The following is a 17,337-nucleotide window of genomic DNA, read 5'->3' as shown; positions in this document are numbered from 1 at the left end:
ACCGAATCTCCCCGAGCCCGGGCCGCGTCGCCCGTGCGAGGATGAGCCACCTTCGCCACAGCGTGTACGACGAGCGGTGCAGGACGACATGGAAGGACCGGCCCCGGCAGTGACCGACAACCAGAACCTGCTCGCGGAGCAGCGGCGTGCCCTCATCCTCGACGAGGTGCGCAGGCGCGGCGGGGTGCGGGTCAACGAGCTCACCCGCAAGCTCAGTGTCTCCGACATGACGGTGCGCCGGGATCTGGACGCCCTGGCCCGGCAGGGGGTCATCGAGAAGGTCCACGGCGGCGCGGTGCCGGTGGTGGAGGCGAGCACGCACGAGCCGGGGTTCGAGGCCAAGTCGGCGCTGGAGCTGAGCGCGAAGGAGGACATCGCGCGGGCGGCCGCGCAGATGGCGGTGCCCGGCAGCGCGATCGCGCTGTCCGGCGGCACCACGACGTATGCGCTGGCGCACCATCTGCTGGAGGTGCCGGATCTGACGGTGGTCACCAACTCGGTACGGGTCGCGGATGTGTTCCACGCGGCGCAGCGGGCGGGTGCGGCGGGCGGCCAGCGTTCCGGCGCCGCGACGGTGGTCCTCACCGGCGGTGTGCGTACGCCCTCCGACTCGCTGGTCGGGCCGGTCGCCGACCAGGCGATCCGCTCGCTCCACTTCGATGTGCTGTTCCTCGGAGTGCATGGCATCTCGGTTGAGGCCGGACTCTCCACGCCGAATCTGGCGGAGGCCGAGACGAACCGCCGTTTCGTCCAGGCCGCGCGCCGGGTCGTGGTGGTCGCCGACCACACCAAGTGGGGGACGGTGGGCCTCAGTTCGTTCGCCCGACTCGAAGAGGTCAACACGCTGGTGACGGACGCGGGTCTTTCGGCCGAGGCGCGCGAGGAGATCGCGGAGCATCTGCCCGGCCTGGTGGTGGCGGGCGGGCGCGAAGTCGCCGGCGGACAGGACGGCTGACGCCGGTGACCGCCTTCCGGATCGCACGGGCCGTCACGCTGCCCGCCGACGAGGCCTGGCTGCGCGTCACCGACTGGCGGGCGCACACCGCTCAGGTGCCGTTGACAACCGTGTCCTCGGTGACGCCGTCGCCCACCCGGGTCGGCACGGTGTTCGTGGCGCGCTCCGGACTTGGCGACTTCGGCTTCGACGATCCGATGGAGGTCGTCCACTGGCAGCCGCCCGATGACGGCGCGCCGGGGCTGTGCCGGCTGGAGAAGCGCGGCCGCGTGATCAGGGGCTGGGCCGAGATCGAGGTGCTCCCTCAGGGGCCTGGCGCCGTGGTGGTCTGGGTGGAGGAGCTCCGTATCCGGCTGGTTCCCCGGCTGTTCGACCCGCTGGTCGTCCGGGTGGCGCGGCTGGTGTTCGGTCGCGCGCTTGACGGACTCCTCACACGACCGAGGCCGCCGGCTACGGACAACTGACTGCCCGCCAGCTATGGTGTGCGGGCCCCGTCCCACCCCTCTCCAGCCGGAGGTACGGCCCATGGCACGCCGACTCCGCCCCGTGGAACTCGACTTCGTCGAGTCGGCCCCGCTGCCCCTGGTCTTCTCGGCCGAGATGTCGGCCTCGCCGCAGGCCGTGTACGAAGCGCTGGCCAAGGATGTCGTGGACTGGACCTCCTGGTTCACCGCTGTCACCTCGGCCACGCCCACCCATGGGGGCGCGGGCCGCGAGATCAGGCTCAAGGGCGGTGTCCTCTTCCTCGAGACGATCCTGGCCACGGACCCCGGCGAGCGGTACGCCTACCGCGTCGACGAGACCAACGCACCAGGCCTTCGCGCCCTGTTGGAGGAGTGGCGGATCACCCCCGCCGCGAACGGCACCCGGGTGCAGTGGACCTTCGCGGCGGACGCCCCGGCGCCGATGCTCGCCGTCCTGAAGCTGGGCCGCCCGGGGCTGGCCACGTCCTTCCGTGGTGCGGTGCGCAATCTCGACCGCAGGCTCACCCGGCTCGCCACGCAGTGAATTGAACCAGCACGGTCAGCCGGGCCAGACGCCGTTGTCCAGGAACTCCTCGATCGCTTCGGTGTACGGGGCGATGTCCAGGCCCTGTTCGTCCAGCCAAGCGTCGGAGTAGTACTTGTCGAGGTAGCGGTCGCCCGGGTCGCAGATCAGCGTCACCACGCTCCCCTTGCGCCCGGCGGCCACCATTTCGCCGATGATCTTCAGCGCGCTCCACAGGCCGGTGCCGGTGGAGCCGCCCGCCTTGCGGCCGATGGCCGCGTCCAGGGCCCGTACGGCGGCGACGCTCGCCGCATCCGGCACCTTCATCATCCGGTCGATGGCCCCGGGCACGAAGCTCGGCTCCATGCGCGGCCGTCCGATGCCCTCGATGCGGGAGCCGCAGTCGCTGCCGGCGTGCGGGTCGTGGTGCGTCCAGCCGTCGAAGAAACAGGAGTTCTCCGGGTCGGGGACGCAGATACGGGTGTCGTGCTGCATGTAGTGGACGTAGCGGGCGATGGTCGCCGAGGTGCCGCCGGTGCCGGCTGTCGCGACGATCCACGCGGGCTCGGGATAGCGTTCCAACCTCAACTGCTGGTAGATCGATTCGGCGATGTTGTTGTTACCGCGCCAGTCGGTGGCCCGTTCCGCGTAGGTGAACTGGTCCATGTAGTGGCCGCCGGTCCGTTCCGCGAGCGCCGCCGACTCCTCGTACAGCTTCCGTGAGTCGTCGACGAAGTGGCACTGGCCGCCGTGGAATTCGATCAGCCGGATCTTCTCCGCGCTCGTGGTGCGCGGCATCACCGCGACGAAGGGGACGCCGATCAGCTTGGCGAAGTATGCCTCGGAGACTGCGGTCGAGCCGCTGGACGCCTCGATGACGGGCTTGCCAGGCCGGATCCAGCCATTGCACAGGCCGTACAGGAAAAGCGACCGCGCGAGGCGGTGCTTGAGGCTGCCTGTCGGATGGGTGGACTCGTCCTTGAGATAGAGGTCGATGCCCCACTCCTCGGGCAGCGGGAATCGCAGCAGGTGGGTGTCGGCCGAGCGGTTGGCGTCGGCCTGGACCTTGCGCACCGCCTCCTTCAGCCAGGCTCGGTACTCCGGATCGCTGCGGTCCACATCGACGGTCGGCATCGCCCCGCCCGTCACTGGCTTCTCACTCGTGCTCATGCGCGCCGTTCCTCGTCCCGTCGACTCAGGTCCCCACACGCCACAGTAAGCCCCCGACCTGCACAAACGATTACTTTGGGCATCCATAGGGGTCACCTGCAGGGCTGGACTTGCCCGGGCCCCTTCCACACGTACTGGTGCGCACGCCCGGAGTTGTGCAGACTTGCCAGCAGGAAACGGTGCGAAGGGGGCGGGGAGTCCATGGGGATGGCAGAGCCCGAATTCAGCGCTACGGGCGTACGGATCGAGCGGTGGCCGCGCTCGCTGACGAAGGCCGGACAAGTGCGGATCAAGGACGGCAGGCTGGCGCTGCTCACCAGCTACGGCCGGGTGATCGAGAGTGCTCCTGTCCGCGGGGTCAGGGCCGGCAAGCCCTGGTTCGCCGATGAGGCGAGCACGGTGGCGACGGTCAACGGCAAGAGGTACCGGCTCACGATGGGACAGCGCAGCCGCATGCCTGAGGGCCGGGCGCTCGCCGGGCGCTTCCTGGAGGCGGTGCGCGGCGCAGGCGGCACCAAGAGCTGAGAGTAACCGCCCGGGTGCTGCGAGTTGCGTGACCGTTCTCAGTGGTTCACGCTGGTTTCATATCACTCAGGGTGCACCGGCGGTCACGCTGTGATCCAGCCCGCCGGACAAATCAGCAGCCGGCCAACTGCTGGATCCGATCCTTCGTCTTCCGGACCTCATTCGGGGAGTCGCAGCCGTGATCAGCCAGCCAAGCAGGCACTGCACGGTGGAGCTCCAGGCCCTGCCGTCGCGGATCGGTCAGGTCCGCAGAATCATCTCGGCGCAATTGCGCTACTGGCATCTCGATCCCTTGATCGACCAGGCGGCGCTCGGCGTCACAGAGTTGCTGACCAATGTCCACCGGCACGCCGAGCCGGACAAGATGTGCACCGTGGAGATCGAGCTGCTGCTCGACCGGCTCACGGTCTCGGTTCATGACCACGACCCACGTATCCCGACCGTCGAGGACTCCGACCACTTCGCCACCTCCGGCCGCGGGCTCGCGCTGATAGCGGCGGTGAGCGAGAGCTGGGGCGTACGGCCCCAGGGCGACACCGGGAAGAGCGTCTGGTTCACGCTCTCGGCGCCGTCGCCCGTGGCGCTGCCGCCGTATCCGGTGGTGTACGGGGCGACGACCGACGGCCCCTTGCGCGAACACGCCACCGTGCGGTCAACCATCGCGCGCTGACCGGGGTCCACTGACCGGGGCTCCAGCCCAGACCCCGCCCTCAATCGCCGGGCGGGCTGGATTTTCAGCTGCACTATTCGGTGGCGATGGCGCGCAGTACGTCCAGGCGGGCGGCGCGGCGCGCGGGCCGCCAGCCCGCGACCGCTCCGGCCAACAGACCGACCAGCGCGACCACCAGGAGCTGCACCGGCGGTAGGGCGAACGTGAAGGCGGTGTCGCCTGCACCCTCGGACGCCTTGACGAGCACCCAGCCGAGCAGTCCGCCGAGCGCCAGGCCGCCTGCCGTGCCGAACGCGGCGACCAGCACCGACTCGTAGCGCACCATGGCGCGCAGCTGGCTTCTGGTCTGTCCGACGGCACGCAACAGGCCCAGTTCCCTGGTGCGTTCGTGGATCGCGAGGGTGAGGGTGTTGGCGATGCCGAGCAGCGCGATCACCACGGCGAGCGCGAGCAGGGCGTAGACCAGGGTGAGGATCATGTCGATGGCTCCGGCCGCGGTCTGTGCGTACTCGTCGCGGGTCTGCACCTCGGGATTGCCGTACGCCGCCGCGGTCTTTTCCACCGCCGCAGTGCCGTCGGCGGTGGACACCCCGTCTTTGAAGCTGACGGCGATCAGGGTGTCGGAGTCCTGTCCCCGGTGCGGGGGCCCAGGCCTCGCGGGTGATGACGTAGTCGCCCGCCAGCTCCGACTGCTCGAAGACCGCGCGGACCGTGAAGGTCTGCTTCTTGCCGTCGGTGAAGGCGAGTTCGGCGGTGGAGCCGGTCTTCCAGCCCCGCTTGTCCGCCTCGGTGTCCGCCACGGCCATGCCGGTCGTGCCGAGCCTGTCGAGCGAGCCCCGCACCGTGCCGAGGTCGAAGGCCTTGCCGAGCGCGACCGGGTCGGTGACGGTGAGCCGGCGTCCCGCGCCGTCGACCTCCGCAACGCCCTTGCCGAGGCCTACCGCGGGACCAGTAGCAGGGTGGTGAACAGATCCAGGAACTGACCGGAGATCATGTCCTGGTTCTCTTCGGTGGACTCCTGTCCGGTGATCGCCTCGACCCCCTTGGGGAGTACGGGCGTCAGCGCGTCCACGAGTTCCTGCTGGCTGATGCCGGGTCCGGCCCGCACCTGGATGGACGCCGCCTCGCCCGGCTTCGGGGTGAGGTACTTCTCGGCGTCGGCCTGGGTCATCCCGGTGTAGGTGACCTGGGCCATGCCGTCCTCGCCGCCGAAGGTGGCCAGGCCGACGACGGTGACCTGCACCGGGTCGGGGGTGCGGAGCACGGTGCGGTCGCCGATCGTCAGCCCGCCCTTGTCGGCGGCACCGCGGTTGACGACGACCTCACCGCTCCTGGCCGGGGTACGTCCCTCGGCGAGCTGGTACGGGTTGAGCTTCGGGTCGTCGATCCAGTTGCCGGCGACGGTGGGCGGGCCCTGCCCGCCGATGGGCTTGCCGTCCGCGCCGACCAACTGTCCGGCGCCCTGGATGCTGGGCACGGCGGCCGCGACGCCGGGCGTCTTCTCGATCTTCGAGACGAGATCCGTGCGCACGGGCTGCCGGGTTCCCTGGCTCTCGCCGGAGACGGTGACGACGTTGGCGCTGCGGACGACGGCGTCGGTGCCGCCGTTGGCGCCGGCGAACATCGTGTCGAAGCTGCCGCGCAGCGTGTCGCCCATGACGAGGGTGCCCGCCAGGAAGGCGACGCCGAGCAGTACGGCGGTGAAGGTCCCGGCGAAGCGCCGTTTGTGGGCGCGCAGCGAGTTGAGGCTGATGCGCAGTGAGGCACGGCTGCCGCTCATGTGGTCGCCCCTTTGGCGTCGAAGGCTTTCAGCCGGTCGAGGACGCGATCGGCGGTCGGCGCCTCCATCCGGTCGACGAGCCGCCCGTCGGCGAGGAAGAGGACCTCGTCGGCGTGGGCGGCGGCGACCGGGTCGTGGGTGACCATGACGACGGTGCGGTCCGTCTGGCGCACTGCCCGGCCGAGCAGCCGCAGCACCTCTTCGCCCGAGCGGGAGTCGAGGTTGCCGGTGGGCTCGTCGGCGAAGACGACGTCCGGCCGGCCGGCGAAGGCGCGGGCCACGGCGACCCTCTGCTGCTGGCCGCCGGAGAGCTCGCTGGGCCGGTGGTGCAGCCGGTCGCGCAGTCCGACGGTGTCGACGAGGGCGTCGAGCCACTCCTGGTCGGCCCCCTCCCCCGCCAGGTCCATGGGGAGCGTGATGTTCTCGGCGACGGTGAGGGTGGGGATGAGGTTGAACGCCTGGAAGACGAAGCCGATGCGCTCGCGCCGCAGCAGGGTGAGCCTGCGGTCGTCGAGGGCGCTGAGGTCGGTGTCGCCAATGAGGGCGGAGCCCGAGGTGAGGGTGTCGAGCCCTGCGGCGCAGTGCATGAGCGTCGACTTGCCGGAACCCGAGGGCCCCATGATCGCGGTGAAGCGGCCGACCGGGAAGTCGACGCTCACCCCGTCCAGGGCCCTCACTTCGGTATCACCCTTGCCGTAGATCTTCACGGCGTCGACGACCCGGGCTGCGGTGCGGGTCCGGGTGGCGGTGGCGGTCATACCGCACCGTCCTTGCCCGTACGGCCGAACTGCTCGTCCAGGACGGACAGCCGCCGCCAGTACTCGTCCTCGTCGATCTCACCGGCGGCGAAGCGGCGGCCGAGCAGCGCGATCGGCGAGTTCTCGCCGTGCGTCGAGCCAGGCCTCTGCGTCGAGCGGGGTCCCTGCCAGGGGCCGCGGCGGCCGCGCCACACGCCGGTGCGGCGCAGAACGGTGACGACGCCGACAACGACGGCCGCCCAGATCAGCGGGAAGAAGAGAATCCACGGGCCTGGCCCGTCTGCATACGCCAGGGTGTTCATCTCGGTTCAGCTCCTCGGTGTCGATGGTGGTGCGTGGGTTCCTCGTCGCCTTTGAGGCTCCCGCCGGGAGGTGGTCGAAGTCGTCGTACGGCCAGCGGCACTGCGCATACCGCCCGGGGAGTATTCAGGGCTTTCGTGGCTGCTCCCTGCCGCCCTGGATTCTGTACCTACTAGTATGTACAGTCTGTTCATGAGCACTCCCGAGCGGCTGATCGAGGCCACCCGCGAGCTGCTGTGGGAGCGCGGCTACGTGGGCACCAGCCCCAAGGCGATCCAGCAGCAGGCCGGGGCCGGCCAGGGCAGCATGTACCACCACTTCGCAGGCAAGCCCGATCTGGCGCTGGCGGCGATCCGGCGTACGGCGGACGAGACGCGGGCCACCGCGGAGGCGGCACTGAGCGGCGAGGGGACCGCGTACGAGCGGATCAGCGCGTATCTGCTGCGGGAGCGCGATGTGCTGCGCGGCTGCCCGGTGGGACGCCTGACGATGGACCCGGACGTCATCGCGAGCGACGAGTTGCGCGCCCCGGTCGATGAGACGCTGGACTGGCTGCGCGGCCGGCTCGCCGCCATCGTCCAGGAGGGCCGGGAGCGGGGCGAGTTGAGCACCGCGCTGGTGCCCGCGGAGATCGCGGCGACGATCGTCGCGACCGTGCAGGGCGGCTATGTGCTGGCTCGCGCGTCCGGCTCGCCGGCCCCGTTCGACGCGGGCGTCCGGGGGCTGCTCACCCTGCTGCGTACGACCGGGAGCGCCTGATGCATGCCATGCAGTACGAGATCACCTTGCCCGCCGACTACGACATGGGGATCAAGGGCATCATCGATGACTTCGGGCGGCCCGAGGTGCAGCACTGGACCGGGCTCGAGTACGAGGAGGGGCCTGCGGCCGCCGCCGCGCCACGCACCGCCGTGCGGCGCAAGCAGCGGATTCCGCAGCCTGCTCCGCTCGCCCCCGTGATCGAGGAGGCCGTACGGGAGACGCGGCGCCTGGCGCGGCTGGACGGCGTGGTGTGCCTCGCCGTCGATCCCCGCCACTGGGAACTGCTGTACTTCACGCTCTGGGAGTACGAAACGCCCGAGGCGACCGGCGAGCGCTACGAGGTGCTCCACCTCTCGGCGCCGCAGCGGGACGGGCTCCCCCGCGGGCGGCGGTGGTGAGCCCGTGCCGATGGTCCGCGCCGTCCGCAGGCCCGAGGCGCTCGCTCAGCTGTCGCGGTCGTACCGGAATCCCGCCCCGCGCCCTCGACGTCTGCTGGGCCTAGGGAGCGCCTTCCGGCTCGCGTCCCAGTCGGCGCCGCACGCGTCCTTCGTGGATGAGGCGTCCCACGAGCGCCCCGCCGTAGACGACCACGCCGACGCCCACGAGCCAGGACTGAATGACCAGCACGGTCCCGAACGGGCCGTAGGTGACAGCGGTCGACGCGATCAGCGGTGAGAAGACGAGCTGCGAGAAGACCCGCAGGCCGAGCATGCCCACGGCCGTCGCCACCGCCCCCGGCAGCAGGGCCAGCCAGCGGACCCGGCCGCCGAGCAGCACTCGCTGGGACAGCCAGAAGAAGATGAAGGTGCCGATGAGATCGGCCAGGGCGCCGAGGGCAGTCTCCCATGGAGCGTCGGTGGGCACGGGCGTGCTGGCGAAGAGCACCAGGGAGAAGACGAGCAGGGCCAGCCAGACGACATGCCGCCACATGGTGTGCCAGCGGGCCGTCGGCAGGTCCCAGACCTTCTCGTAGCCGGTCTGCACCGCCGAGCCGAAGGTCAGACCGAAGACGGTGAGCGCGGCGAGACCGAACGCGGTCGTGCGCTGCAGCGCCTGCCCCGGCACGCCGAACAGCCGCTCGACCTCGTCCTGGGAGGCCTCCGAGACCCCCAGCGCCTGGCCCAGCCAGCGGGCGAAGCCCTGTCCGCTCGCCGGGTCGGCCGCCGCGACGACGATCAGGAGCGGGACAAGCGTCAGGAAGCCGAGTGCTGCGAAGCCCATCGCGCGGTGCATCAGTTCCATCTCGCGGCCGCGGTTCCAGGCGAGCCCGAGGGGTGACGCAAGAATCCTGCCGTGCAGGTTCTGGAGCCGGTGCGCATGGTGCTCCGCACCGGAAGGCTTCTGGGTCATAGGTCGTCGCCTACCCGAAAGTGCGCCCCGAAGCGTCCATCGTGCCCCCGGACGGGTGTCGTCCCCCGTCAGCCGAGCGCGCCCAGCGGGTCGTCCAGGACCGGCTGCCACGCCAACTCCGCCGCCCCCACCAGGCTGTTGTGGTCCAGCGTGCAGACCAGGATCGGCACTCCGCCGCTGCGGCCCCACAGACTGCGGTCGGCGACCACGGCGCGCAGCCGCTCGGGGTCGGCGTCGAGGAGCTCGCGGTGCAGCCCGCCGAGGATGATCCGGTCGGGGTTGAGGATGTTGACCAGGCCGGCGAGCCCGAGGCCGAGGCGGTCGATGAGCTCCTCGCCCGCGTTCCGTACGGCCGGGTCGTCGTACTCCGTACGCAGCAACTGCCGGGACTGCTGCAGCAGTGAGACCTCGGGGCCCGGGGCGCGGCCCGCGGCGGCCAGGAAGGCGAGCGGGTCGGCCTCGACGTCGAGGCAGCCGCGGCTGCCGCAGTGGCAGGGGCGGCCCTCGGGGTTGACGGTGAGATGGCCGACCTCGAGGGCAAGGCCCGAACTGCCGGTGTGCAGACGGCCGTCGAGGACGAGCGCGCCGCCGACGCCCCGGTGACCGGTGGCGACGCAGAGCAGATGCTGGGCGCCGCGGCCCGCGCCGTGCCGGTGCTCGGCGAGCGCCGCGAGGTTGACATCGTTCCCGGTGAAGGCCGGGCCCTGGATGCCCGCCGCGCGTACCCGCTCGGCGAAGATGTCCCGGACGGGGGCGCCTGCGGGCCAGGCGAGGTGCAGCGGATTGAGGGCGGTGCCGTCCGGCTCGGCGACCGCGGAGGGCACGGCGAGGCCCGCGCCGACGCACCGTCGCCCGCTCTCGCGCAGCAGGGCCGCGCCCGCGTCGACGACCTCGCCGAGTACCTGGGCGGGGTCGGCGGAGACGGTGACGCAACCGGGGGCGGTGGCGACGGTACGGCCGCCGAGTCCGACCAGCGCGGCGCGGAATCCGTCGGCGTGCACTTGGGCGGCGAGGACGACTGGGCCCGTGTCGTCGACGGAGAGCCGGTGCGAGGGGCGGCCCTGGGACCCGGCGGCGGCGCCGGGTCGGGAGTCGACCCGGATGAGACCGAGCGCTTCGAGTTCCGCGGCCACCGCCCCGGCGGTGGCGCGGGTGACGCCGAGTTCGGCGGTGAGCGTGGCGCGGGTGGGCGCCCGGCCCGTATGAACCAGTTCCAGCGCCGGGCCGAGCACGCCGCGGCCCCTCTCCAGCCTTGCCTTGGTGGTCGTCGCCTTGCCGTTCATGAAGGCGAGTCTCCCATGATCCGGGGGCTGAGCAGCCGCCTTGGACGGATCGGCTTCGGGCCCCTATGGCGAGTTTGTGCCGCACCTAAACAAACTAGGATGGCCGTTCCGGGGACGCTGACGGGACTGCGCGTCCGGCGCGGACCTGGTCGCCAGGAGACTGTCCTGGTCGCGAAGTCCGTACCGGATCCCGAGCCCGAGCGGGCGACGGTCGGCGACTGACCGACGCCACGCTCAGGAGGGGGGCGGGACTCCTTGCCCGTCGGCCGCCGCCCCTGTGACACTTCGGTCATGGGCGGACGTACACAGGCGGAACGGGACGCGATCACGGTCGAGACCGGCTACGCACTCGTCAGCGGGTTCCTGGTCGCGGGGCTGACGTTCTTGGCGATCGCTGCACCGATGACGGTGATCCCCATGCACGCCGCCGAGCGCGGGCTGCTCATCGGCGCCACCGTGGCTGCCATGGTCGTCTTCGTACTGCGCGTCGTGACCGTGCTGTGGCGCTTTCCCAGGCCCTGTCGGCCGATCAAGCCCGGTCAGCCCAGCCAGCCGGGCCGCACCAACCCCGACTCGTAGGCCAGCACGACCAGTTGGGCCCTGTCGCGGGCGCCGAGCTTCACCATGGTGCGGCTCACATGGGTCTTGGCGGTGAGCGGGCTGACGACCAGTCGGCGGGCGATCTCCTCGTTGGTCAGGCCGATGCCGACCAGTGCCATCACCTCGCGCTCCCGTTCGGTGAGCTCACCGAGGCGCTCGGCGTCCGCGGGCGCCTTGGAGCGGACCGCGAACTCCGCGATCAGCCGGCGCGTCACGCCGGGGGACAGCAGCGCGTCCCCCTCCACCACCGCCCGTACCGCACGCAGCAGTTCCTCCGGTTCGGTGTCCTTCACCAGGAAGCCCGACGCGCCGGAGCGGATCGCCTCGAAGACATACTCATCGAGCTCGAAGGTGGTGAGCATGACCACCTTCACGCCGTCCAGCCGCTCCTCCCCGGTGATCCGGCGGGTGGCGGCGAGGCCGTCCATCAGCGGCATCCGAATGTCCATCAGCACGACGTCGGGGCGCAGTTCGCCCACCAGCCGCACCGCCTCCTCACCGTCGGCGGCCTCGCCCGCCACCTCGATGTCCTGCTGGGCGTCGAGGAGCGCCCTGAACCCTGCCCTGACCAGCAGCTGATCGTCGGCGAGCAGTACGCGGATCACGTCGTCTCCTTAGGCTGCACAGGGAGGTCGGCCCACACCCGGAAGCCGCCGTCCGGCCGTGGACCGGCCTCGATCGTGCCACCGAGCGCGGCGGCCCGCTCCCGCATTCCGACAAGGCCGTTGCCGCTGCCGCCCGCGTCCGATCCCGTGGCCGGGCCTTCGTCGTCGATCCGCAGACCGAGCCGCCCGGGGGCGTACGCGATCCGCACCCGCGCGGTGCGCGATCCCGAGTGCCGTACGACGTTGGTCAGGGCCTCCTGGACGATCCGGAAGACGGCGAGGTCGGTGCCGGGCGACAGCACCGCGCGCTCGCCCTCCGTCACAACCTCGACGTTCAGTCCGGCGCTCGCGGCCTGTTCGACGAGTTCGGGCAGCCTGTCGAGACCGGGCGCGGGCGCGCGCGGGGCGTCTCCGGGCGTACGCAGCGTGTCGAGCACCTGGCGCACCTCGCCCAGCGCCTCCTTGCTCGCCGCCTTGATGGTGGTGAGCGCCGTCCGGGCCTGCTCGGGGTTCGTGTCGAGGAGCGCGAGGCCGACGCCCGCCTGGACGTTGATGACCGAGATGGAGTGCGCGAGGACGTCGTGCAGTTCGCGCGCGATCCGCAGCCGCTCCTCGTCGGCGCGACGCTTCTCGGCGGCGGCGCGCTCCTCGCGCTCACGGGCCCAGACCTCACGTCGTACGCGTACGAGTTCAGAGGCCGCGAGGATCGCCACGGCCCATGCGGCGATGAACAGGTCCTGCCCCCAGGGCGTGGCGTCGTCCTTCTGAGGTGGCAGATATTGGTAGAGCCAGTGCCCGATCAGCACATGCCCCACCCAGAAACCGCCGATGGCCCACCAGGCAGCGCGCCGGTGCCCGGAGGCAACGGCCGCGAAAGCGGCCACGGCGAGGATGAAGAGGACCGGCCCGTAGGGATAGCCCGCACCGAAGTAGATGAGCACCACCGCCGAGACGCCGAAAACGGAGACGACCGGCCACCGGTGGCGCAGCAGAAGCAGGGCGGGGCCCGCCAGGAGCAGTACCCGCGCGAAGGCGTCGAGCGGCTCGCGATCCGGCTGAGCGTGCGCCGCGAACCCCGACCCCACCATGACGACCACGGCCACGGCGAGAGTGGATGGCCAGGGCAGTGCGGCGGGGTTCCGCCGTGCCTCCCAATGACCCATGCGCGGTGGTCGGCCCCGTGCCCACGGGGGGCCACCGCGCATGCCGGTGCGCTGCTCTTCCATAACGGCCACGCTAGACCGGGCCCGGGCGCGCGGGCGTCAGCCAGGCGTGGCGACCACACGTACTCCCAGTGGAGTACGGGCGCTGCACACGCCTGCGCCAGCGGCGCCGCGTCAGGCTCCCGCGCTGCTGCCTCTGGGTGCACCGGCGACCTGACGGGGCCGCAGTCCAACCTCGTGCGCGAGGCGGTCGGCGGCATGCGCGAAGAAGGCCTCACGGTCCTCGACGACGCGGTGGAACTGGCCGAAGACCTCGAAGGAGATCAGCCCGAAGATCTCGGACCACACGGCGACCAGGGCCACGGCGACGGCCGGCGGCAGATCCGGGGCCAGGTCGGCGGCCAGTCGCTCCGCCTCGGGCCGCAGCCGGGGCGCGAGGGGGGGAAGTGCGATGCCGTCCGCGCGATGGGCGTCGCGGACGATCGAGATGAGCGCGAGTCCGGCGCGGGAGGCAGGGCCGACGGTGTCCTGCGGGGCTTGATAGCCGGGGACCGGGGAGCCGTAGATCAGCCCGTACTCGTGGGGGTGCGCGAGGGCCCAGCCGCGTACGGCGGAGCAGAGTGCGCTCCAGCGGGCGAGGTGGTCGTGCCGGTCGGGGACTGCCGCGAGGGCCGACTCGGCGGCGGTGCCGACGGCGTCGTACGCGTCGATGATCAGGGCGGTCAGGAGATCGTCGCGGCTCGGGAAGTAGCGATAGAGGGCGGAGGAGACCATGCCCAGTTCGCGGGCGACGGCGCGCAGCGAGAGCTTGGCGGCGCCCTCCTGCGCGAGCTGTGTGCGCGCCTCGTTCTTGATGGCGGCGGTCACTTCGATCCGGGCCCGCTCCCTGGCCCCTCGGATGGTGCTCATAGGGGGCAGTCTTTCACGTTTCGGAGCACTGACCAATAACGAGAGCACTGCTCTTGCATTTGAATGCCCGTCGAGTACACAATGCTCTTGAGCGAGAGCAGTGCTCTCGTAATGGACGCCAGACCTCCCGCCAGGAGACAGCCATGTCGCAGGCGCACTACATCAAGCCCGGCCGGTTCGACAACATCGTCAATGGCACCATCGGCTGGCTCGCCCGCCGCGGCATCAGCCTGATGGGCACCGCTGAGCTCTCCGTACGCGGCCGCACCAGCGGCGAGTGGCGGCGCATCCCGGTCAACCCGCTCCCCTACGAGGGCGGCCCGTACCTGATCTCGGCGCGCGGCCACTCCCAATGGGTGCGCAATCTGCGTGCCGCGGGCGGCGGCAAGCTCCAAGTCGGGCGCAAGACCCAGCAGTTCTCCGCGGTGGAGCTGCCCGACGAGGAGAAGCCCGGCTTGCTGCGCACCTACCTCGAGCGCTGGGGCTGGGAGGTCGGCCGCTTCTTCGGGGAGATCAACGCCAAGTCCACGGACGAGGAGCTGCTCGCCGCGGCGCACAAGCACCCCGTCTTCCGGATCACCGTGACCAAGTGAGCCGAGCAGCCCGAGCAGGCCGCGGAGCCCGTGTGCACCGCGCAGGCGGCGGCCATGGCGCCGGCGCCCCGCTCGGCTAGGCGCGCCGGTCCATCGCTTCCAGCGCCCGCCGCGCCACCGCACTCGTACGCACAATCCCGGCCAGCGTCGTCGATCCGCGCGTGATGTCCGCGAACGCCTTCCATACGGACCTGAAGCCGGTGATCGCCGCATGCAGCAGCCCCGGGCGGCGCTCGAAGAGGGCGAGCATCCGCCGCCCGACCCCCATCTCCACACCCAGTCCCGCCTTGATCGCGAACGCGTAGTTCAGCGCCTGGCGACGGGCGTCCACTGCGTCATGGGACTCCGAGATCCGTACCGCCCACTCCCCCGCGAGCCGCCCCGACCGCAGCGCGAAGGAGATACCCTCCCGGGTCCACGGCTCAAGGAGCCCGGCCGCGTCACCGCAGACCAGCACCCGCCCGCGCGACAACGGCGAGTCGTCGCTGCGACACCGGGTCAGATGCCCCGAGGAGATCGCCGGCTCGAAGCCGGCGAGCCCGAGCCGCGCGATGAAGTCCTCCAGATACCGCTTGGTCGCCGCGCCCTCGCCACGGGCAGAGATCACCCCGACGGTGAGCGTCCGCCCCTTGGGGAACACCCAGCCGTAACTCCCAGGCATGGGGCCCCAGTCGATGAGCACCCGCCCCGCCCAGTCCTCGGCCACCGTCGCCGGCACCGGAATCTCCGCCTCCAGACCGAGGTCCACCTGGTCGAGCTTCACCCCGACATGCGCCCCTATCCGGCTGGCACTGCCGTCCGCGCCGACGACCGCACGCGCGAGCACCGTCTCGCCGTCCGCCAGCATCACGGCGACCGTGCGCCGGTCCGGCACGGCGGGTCCGTGCTGCTCGACCCGGGAGACCGTCGCGCCCGTACGCAGCACGGCGCCCGCCTTCTGTGCATGCTCGACCAGGCCGGCGTCGAACTCCGGGCGGTTGATGAGGCCGAAGAGCATCCGCTTGGAGCGGCGCGTACGCGTCAGCCTGCCGTTCAGCGAGAAGGTGACGGCGTGCACCCTGTCCAGCAGCGGCAGCTCGAAGCCGGGCGGCAGGCTGTCGCGCGAGGGACCGATGATCCCTCCGCCGCAGGTTTTGTAGCGGGGCAGCTCGGCCTTCTCCAGCAGGAGCACCTGACGGCCGGCGACTGCCGCCGCATAGGCCGCCGAGGCCCCGGCAGGCCCTCCGCCAACCACGACGACATCCCACACCGGCTCGCCGTGCTCTCCTACGGCGTCTGCGTTCTCGCTGCTCACGATCTGCTTGTGCTCCCGATCCGATGCGTGACCATGGTCTCGACGGCATCCTACGGCGCGGTCATTTCCTGCCCGTGGGAGGATCAACCACACATTCGCCGTACACACATCGCACAACGTCGCACCCACAAGGAGCGTGCCCATGACCTCGAATCCGGTCGCCGAGACCATCGCCTCACTGATGCCCCGCGCCAAGGCGGAGCTGACCGAGCTGGTGGCCTTCCAATCGGTGGCGGATGAGGCCGTGGCTCCGCGCAGTGAGTGCGAGGCCGCCGCGAACTGGGTGGCCGGTGCGCTGCGCACCGAGGGATTCCAGGACGTCGCGCTGCTCGACACCCCCGACGGTTCGCAGTCGGTGTACGGGCTGCTGCCCGGCCCTGAGGGTGCGCCGACGGTGCTGCTGTACGCGCACTACGACGTGCAGCCGAAGCTGGACGAGTCCGCGTGGGTGACCCCGCCGTTCGAGCTGACCGAGCGGGACGGCCGCTGGTACGGGCGTGGTGCCGCCGACTGCAAGGGCGGCTTCATCATGCATCTGCTCGCGCTGCGCGCCCTCAAGGCGAACGACGGCATTCCGGTCACCGTGAAGGTGATCGTGGAGGGCTCGGAGGAGCAGGGCACGGGCGGTCTGGAGCAGTACGCCGAGGCGCACCCGGAGCTGCTGACGGCCGATGCCATCGTGATCGGCGACACCGGGAACTTCCGGGTGGGTCTGCCGACCGTGACGGCGACACTGCGCGGCATGACGATGATCCGCGTCCAGATCGACACCCTTGAGGGCAATCTACACTCGGGCCAGTTCGGTGGCGCCGCGCCCGACGCGCTGGCCGCGCTCATCCGCGTACTGGACTCGCTGCGTGCCGAGGACGGCTCGACCGTGATCGACGGACTGCCGGCACAGGCGCAGTGGGACGGACTGCAGTACCCCGAGGGCGAGTTCCGCAAGGACGCCAAGGTTCTCGACGGTGTCGGCCTGACCGGCAACGGCACGGTCGCCGACCGTATCTGGGCGCGTCCCGCCGTCACCGTGATCGGCATCGACTGCCACCCGGTGGCCGGCGCGACCCCCTCCATCCCGGCGAGCGCCCGGGCCCAGATCAGCCTGCGGGTGCCGCCCGGCCAGGACGCCGCCGAGGCGACGGAGCTGCTGTTCGCGCACATCGAGAAGCACACGCCGTGGAACGCGCGGGTGTCGATGGAGCAGGTGGGTCAGGGGCAGGCGTTCCACGCGGACGTCACCAGCCCCGCGTACACCTCGATGGCCGAGGCGATGCGCGTCGCGTACCCGGGAGAGGAGATGCAGGCCTCCGGCATGGGCGGCTCGATTCCGCTCTGCAATACGCTCGCCGCGCTCTACCCCGATGCGGAGATCCTGCTGATCGGCCTGAGCGAGCCGGAGGCGCAGATCCACGCGGTGAACGAGTCCGTCTCGCCCGAGGAGCTGGAGCGGCTCTCCGTGGCGGAGGCGCTCTTCCTGGTCAACTACGCCGAGTCCAAGAAGGCTTGAGCGAGCGGGCTTAGGCCCTGTCCGGGCGATCTTCGAGGATCAGCCCGCGGCGTCAGATGCATGGGCTCTCCCCAGGCCCTTCGGGCCTGGGGGACGCATCGCAAGGCGGTGGGGGCACCCCCGGAC

The 17,337-nt window shown here is 71.1% G+C and carries 20 protein-coding genes and 1 pseudogene; 11 read left to right on the top strand and 10 right to left on the bottom strand.

Annotated elements, in window-relative coordinates:
- Nucleotides 1–109 precede the first annotated feature (109 nt).
- The 3 genes from ACWDO5_RS23010 to ACWDO5_RS23000 all read left to right on the top strand — a co-directional run bounded on the left by ACWDO5_RS23010 (nt 110) and on the right by ACWDO5_RS23000 (nt 1,963).
- A complete protein-coding gene (locus ACWDO5_RS23010) occupies nt 110–955 on the top strand; it encodes a DeoR/GlpR family DNA-binding transcription regulator (protein ID WP_450532222.1) in 846 nt (281 codons plus the stop codon).
- 5 nt (nt 956–960) lie between these two features.
- Nucleotides 961–1,419, top strand: a complete 459-nt coding sequence (locus tag ACWDO5_RS23005; protein WP_450532221.1) for an SRPBCC family protein — start codon at nt 961–963, stop codon at nt 1,417–1,419.
- 61 nt (nt 1,420–1,480) lie between these two features.
- A complete protein-coding gene (locus ACWDO5_RS23000; protein WP_450532219.1) occupies nt 1,481–1,963 on the top strand; it encodes an SRPBCC family protein in 483 nt (160 codons plus the stop codon).
- A gap of 15 nt (nt 1,964–1,978) precedes the next feature.
- Here ACWDO5_RS23000 and ACWDO5_RS22995 read toward each other — a convergent pair whose 3' ends face one another.
- Nucleotides 1,979–3,112, bottom strand: a complete 1,134-nt coding sequence (locus ACWDO5_RS22995; RefSeq protein ID WP_450532218.1) for a PLP-dependent cysteine synthase family protein — start codon at nt 3,110–3,112, stop codon at nt 1,979–1,981.
- A gap of 201 nt (nt 3,113–3,313) precedes the next feature.
- Here ACWDO5_RS22995 and ACWDO5_RS22990 point away from each other — a divergent pair, with 201 nt between their 5' ends.
- Together ACWDO5_RS22990 and ACWDO5_RS22985 are read left to right on the top strand one after the other, a co-directional pair.
- Nucleotides 3,314–3,637 carry a hypothetical protein gene (locus ACWDO5_RS22990; protein WP_450532217.1) on the top strand — a complete coding sequence of 108 codons (324 nt, stop codon included), beginning with the start codon at nt 3,314–3,316 and terminating at the stop codon, nt 3,635–3,637.
- 178 nt (nt 3,638–3,815) lie between these two features.
- A complete protein-coding gene (locus tag ACWDO5_RS22985) occupies nt 3,816–4,307 on the top strand; it encodes an ATP-binding protein (protein ID WP_450532216.1) in 492 nt (163 codons plus the stop codon).
- A 73-nt stretch (nt 4,308–4,380) separates the two neighbouring features.
- On the opposite strand, the pseudogene ACWDO5_RS22980 reads toward ACWDO5_RS22985, so the two are convergent.
- From ACWDO5_RS22980 to ACWDO5_RS22970, 3 genes and pseudogenes are all read right to left on the bottom strand, one after another.
- Nucleotides 4,381–6,087, bottom strand: a pseudogene (locus ACWDO5_RS22980) (ABC transporter permease).
- Nucleotides 6,084–6,845: an ABC transporter ATP-binding protein gene (locus tag ACWDO5_RS22975; RefSeq protein WP_450532215.1), complete on the bottom strand. Its 762-nt coding sequence runs from the start codon at nt 6,843–6,845 to the stop codon at nt 6,084–6,086. Before ACWDO5_RS22975 ends, ACWDO5_RS22980 begins: the two are co-directional and overlap by 4 nt.
- On the bottom strand, nt 6,842–7,147 hold the full coding sequence (locus tag ACWDO5_RS22970; protein WP_450532214.1) for an SHOCT domain-containing protein: 306 nt from the start codon (nt 7,145–7,147) through the stop codon (nt 6,842–6,844). The genes ACWDO5_RS22975 and ACWDO5_RS22970 overlap by 4 nt, the downstream gene beginning before the upstream one ends.
- Nucleotides 7,148–7,322: 175 nt before the next feature.
- On the opposite strand from ACWDO5_RS22970, the gene ACWDO5_RS22965 reads away from it, so the two are divergent.
- Complete coding sequence (locus ACWDO5_RS22965; protein WP_450532212.1) at nt 7,323–7,904, top strand: TetR/AcrR family transcriptional regulator; 582 nt, start codon at nt 7,323–7,325, stop codon at nt 7,902–7,904.
- Nucleotides 7,904–8,305, top strand: a complete 402-nt coding sequence (locus tag ACWDO5_RS22960; RefSeq protein ID WP_450532211.1) for a DUF4865 family protein — start codon at nt 7,904–7,906, stop codon at nt 8,303–8,305. Before ACWDO5_RS22965 ends, ACWDO5_RS22960 begins: the two co-directional genes overlap by 1 nt.
- Nucleotides 8,306–8,405: 100 nt before the next feature.
- Here the strand turns inward: ACWDO5_RS22960 and ACWDO5_RS22955 are convergent, their stop codons facing one another.
- Together ACWDO5_RS22955 and ACWDO5_RS22950 are read right to left on the bottom strand one after the other, a co-directional pair.
- Nucleotides 8,406–9,257: a YhjD/YihY/BrkB family envelope integrity protein gene (locus tag ACWDO5_RS22955; protein WP_450532210.1), complete on the bottom strand. Its 852-nt coding sequence runs from the start codon at nt 9,255–9,257 to the stop codon at nt 8,406–8,408.
- Between the two features lie 68 nt (nt 9,258–9,325).
- The gene (locus ACWDO5_RS22950; protein ID WP_450532209.1) at nt 9,326–10,540 is read right to left on the bottom strand and encodes an ROK family protein; all 1,215 of its coding nucleotides are present in this window, start codon (nt 10,538–10,540) and stop codon (nt 9,326–9,328) included.
- Between the two features lie 99 nt (nt 10,541–10,639).
- Between ACWDO5_RS22950 and ACWDO5_RS22945 the strand changes: the two genes are divergently transcribed.
- Both ACWDO5_RS22945 and ACWDO5_RS22940 read left to right on the top strand, forming a co-directional pair.
- Nucleotides 10,640–10,762: a hypothetical protein gene (locus ACWDO5_RS22945; protein ID WP_450532208.1), complete on the top strand. Its 123-nt coding sequence runs from the start codon at nt 10,640–10,642 to the stop codon at nt 10,760–10,762.
- A 69-nt stretch (nt 10,763–10,831) separates the two neighbouring features.
- Nucleotides 10,832–11,119: a DUF6332 family protein gene (locus ACWDO5_RS22940; protein WP_450532207.1), complete on the top strand. Its 288-nt coding sequence runs from the start codon at nt 10,832–10,834 to the stop codon at nt 11,117–11,119.
- Here the strand turns inward: ACWDO5_RS22940 and ACWDO5_RS22935 are convergent.
- The 3 genes from ACWDO5_RS22935 to ACWDO5_RS22925 all read right to left on the bottom strand — a co-directional run bounded on the left by ACWDO5_RS22935 (nt 11,080) and on the right by ACWDO5_RS22925 (nt 13,817).
- Nucleotides 11,080–11,745, bottom strand: coding sequence for a response regulator (locus tag ACWDO5_RS22935; protein WP_450532206.1), 666 nt, complete (start codon nt 11,743–11,745; stop codon nt 11,080–11,082). The genes ACWDO5_RS22940 and ACWDO5_RS22935 overlap by 40 nt on opposite strands.
- Nucleotides 11,742–12,971: a sensor histidine kinase gene (locus ACWDO5_RS22930; protein WP_450532205.1), complete on the bottom strand. Its 1,230-nt coding sequence runs from the start codon at nt 12,969–12,971 to the stop codon at nt 11,742–11,744. The genes ACWDO5_RS22935 and ACWDO5_RS22930 overlap by 4 nt, the downstream gene beginning before the upstream one ends.
- Nucleotides 12,972–13,082: 111 nt before the next feature.
- Nucleotides 13,083–13,817, bottom strand: coding sequence for a TetR/AcrR family transcriptional regulator (locus tag ACWDO5_RS22925; protein WP_450532204.1), 735 nt, complete (start codon nt 13,815–13,817; stop codon nt 13,083–13,085).
- 143 nt (nt 13,818–13,960) lie between these two features.
- Between ACWDO5_RS22925 and ACWDO5_RS22920 the strand changes: the two genes are divergently transcribed.
- A complete protein-coding gene (locus ACWDO5_RS22920) occupies nt 13,961–14,410 on the top strand; it encodes a nitroreductase family deazaflavin-dependent oxidoreductase (RefSeq protein WP_450532203.1) in 450 nt (149 codons plus the stop codon).
- 76 nt (nt 14,411–14,486) lie between these two features.
- On the opposite strand, the gene ACWDO5_RS22915 is transcribed toward ACWDO5_RS22920, so the two are convergent.
- Nucleotides 14,487–15,704: a geranylgeranyl reductase family protein gene (locus ACWDO5_RS22915; RefSeq protein WP_450532202.1), complete on the bottom strand. Its 1,218-nt coding sequence runs from the start codon at nt 15,702–15,704 to the stop codon at nt 14,487–14,489.
- 142 nt (nt 15,705–15,846) lie between these two features.
- Here ACWDO5_RS22915 and ACWDO5_RS22910 point away from each other — a divergent pair, with 142 nt between their 5' ends.
- Nucleotides 15,847–17,211, top strand: a complete 1,365-nt coding sequence (locus ACWDO5_RS22910; protein WP_450532201.1) for a M20/M25/M40 family metallo-hydrolase — start codon at nt 15,847–15,849, stop codon at nt 17,209–17,211.
- The last annotated feature ends 126 nt before the right edge of the window (nt 17,212–17,337 follow it).

The organism is Streptomyces sp. NPDC000880 (genome assembly GCF_053599675.1).
The sequence above is the reverse complement of the archived record's forward strand: the minus strand, read 5'-3'. Positions and strand labels throughout refer to the sequence as shown.

Coding starts and splice junctions, on each gene's coding strand:
- ACWDO5_RS23000 (WP_450532219.1), top strand. CDS start 1,481: ATGGCACGCCGACTCCGCCCCGTGGAACTCGACTTCGTCGAGTCGGCC.
- ACWDO5_RS22995 (WP_450532218.1), bottom strand. CDS start 3,112: ATGAGCACGAGTGAGAAGCCAGTGACGGGCGGGGCGATGCCGACCGTC.
- ACWDO5_RS22990 (WP_450532217.1), top strand. CDS start 3,314: ATGGGGATGGCAGAGCCCGAATTCAGCGCTACGGGCGTACGGATCGAG.
- ACWDO5_RS22975 (WP_450532215.1), bottom strand. CDS start 6,845: ATGACCGCCACCGCCACCCGGACCCGCACCGCAGCCCGGGTCGTCGAC.
- ACWDO5_RS22970 (WP_450532214.1), bottom strand. CDS start 7,147: ATGAACACCCTGGCGTATGCAGACGGGCCAGGCCCGTGGATTCTCTTC.
- ACWDO5_RS22965 (WP_450532212.1), top strand. CDS start 7,323: ATGTACAGTCTGTTCATGAGCACTCCCGAGCGGCTGATCGAGGCCACC.
- ACWDO5_RS22960 (WP_450532211.1), top strand. CDS start 7,904: ATGCATGCCATGCAGTACGAGATCACCTTGCCCGCCGACTACGACATG.
- ACWDO5_RS22955 (WP_450532210.1), bottom strand. CDS start 9,257: ATGACCCAGAAGCCTTCCGGTGCGGAGCACCATGCGCACCGGCTCCAG.
- ACWDO5_RS22950 (WP_450532209.1), bottom strand. CDS start 10,540: ATGAACGGCAAGGCGACGACCACCAAGGCAAGGCTGGAGAGGGGCCGC.
- ACWDO5_RS22945 (WP_450532208.1), top strand. CDS start 10,640: ATGGCCGTTCCGGGGACGCTGACGGGACTGCGCGTCCGGCGCGGACCT.
- ACWDO5_RS22940 (WP_450532207.1), top strand. CDS start 10,832: ATGGGCGGACGTACACAGGCGGAACGGGACGCGATCACGGTCGAGACC.
- ACWDO5_RS22930 (WP_450532205.1), bottom strand. CDS start 12,971: ATGGAAGAGCAGCGCACCGGCATGCGCGGTGGCCCCCCGTGGGCACGG.
- ACWDO5_RS22925 (WP_450532204.1), bottom strand. CDS start 13,817: ATGAGCACCATCCGAGGGGCCAGGGAGCGGGCCCGGATCGAAGTGACC.
- ACWDO5_RS22920 (WP_450532203.1), top strand. CDS start 13,961: ATGTCGCAGGCGCACTACATCAAGCCCGGCCGGTTCGACAACATCGTC.
- ACWDO5_RS22910 (WP_450532201.1), top strand. CDS start 15,847: ATGACCTCGAATCCGGTCGCCGAGACCATCGCCTCACTGATGCCCCGC.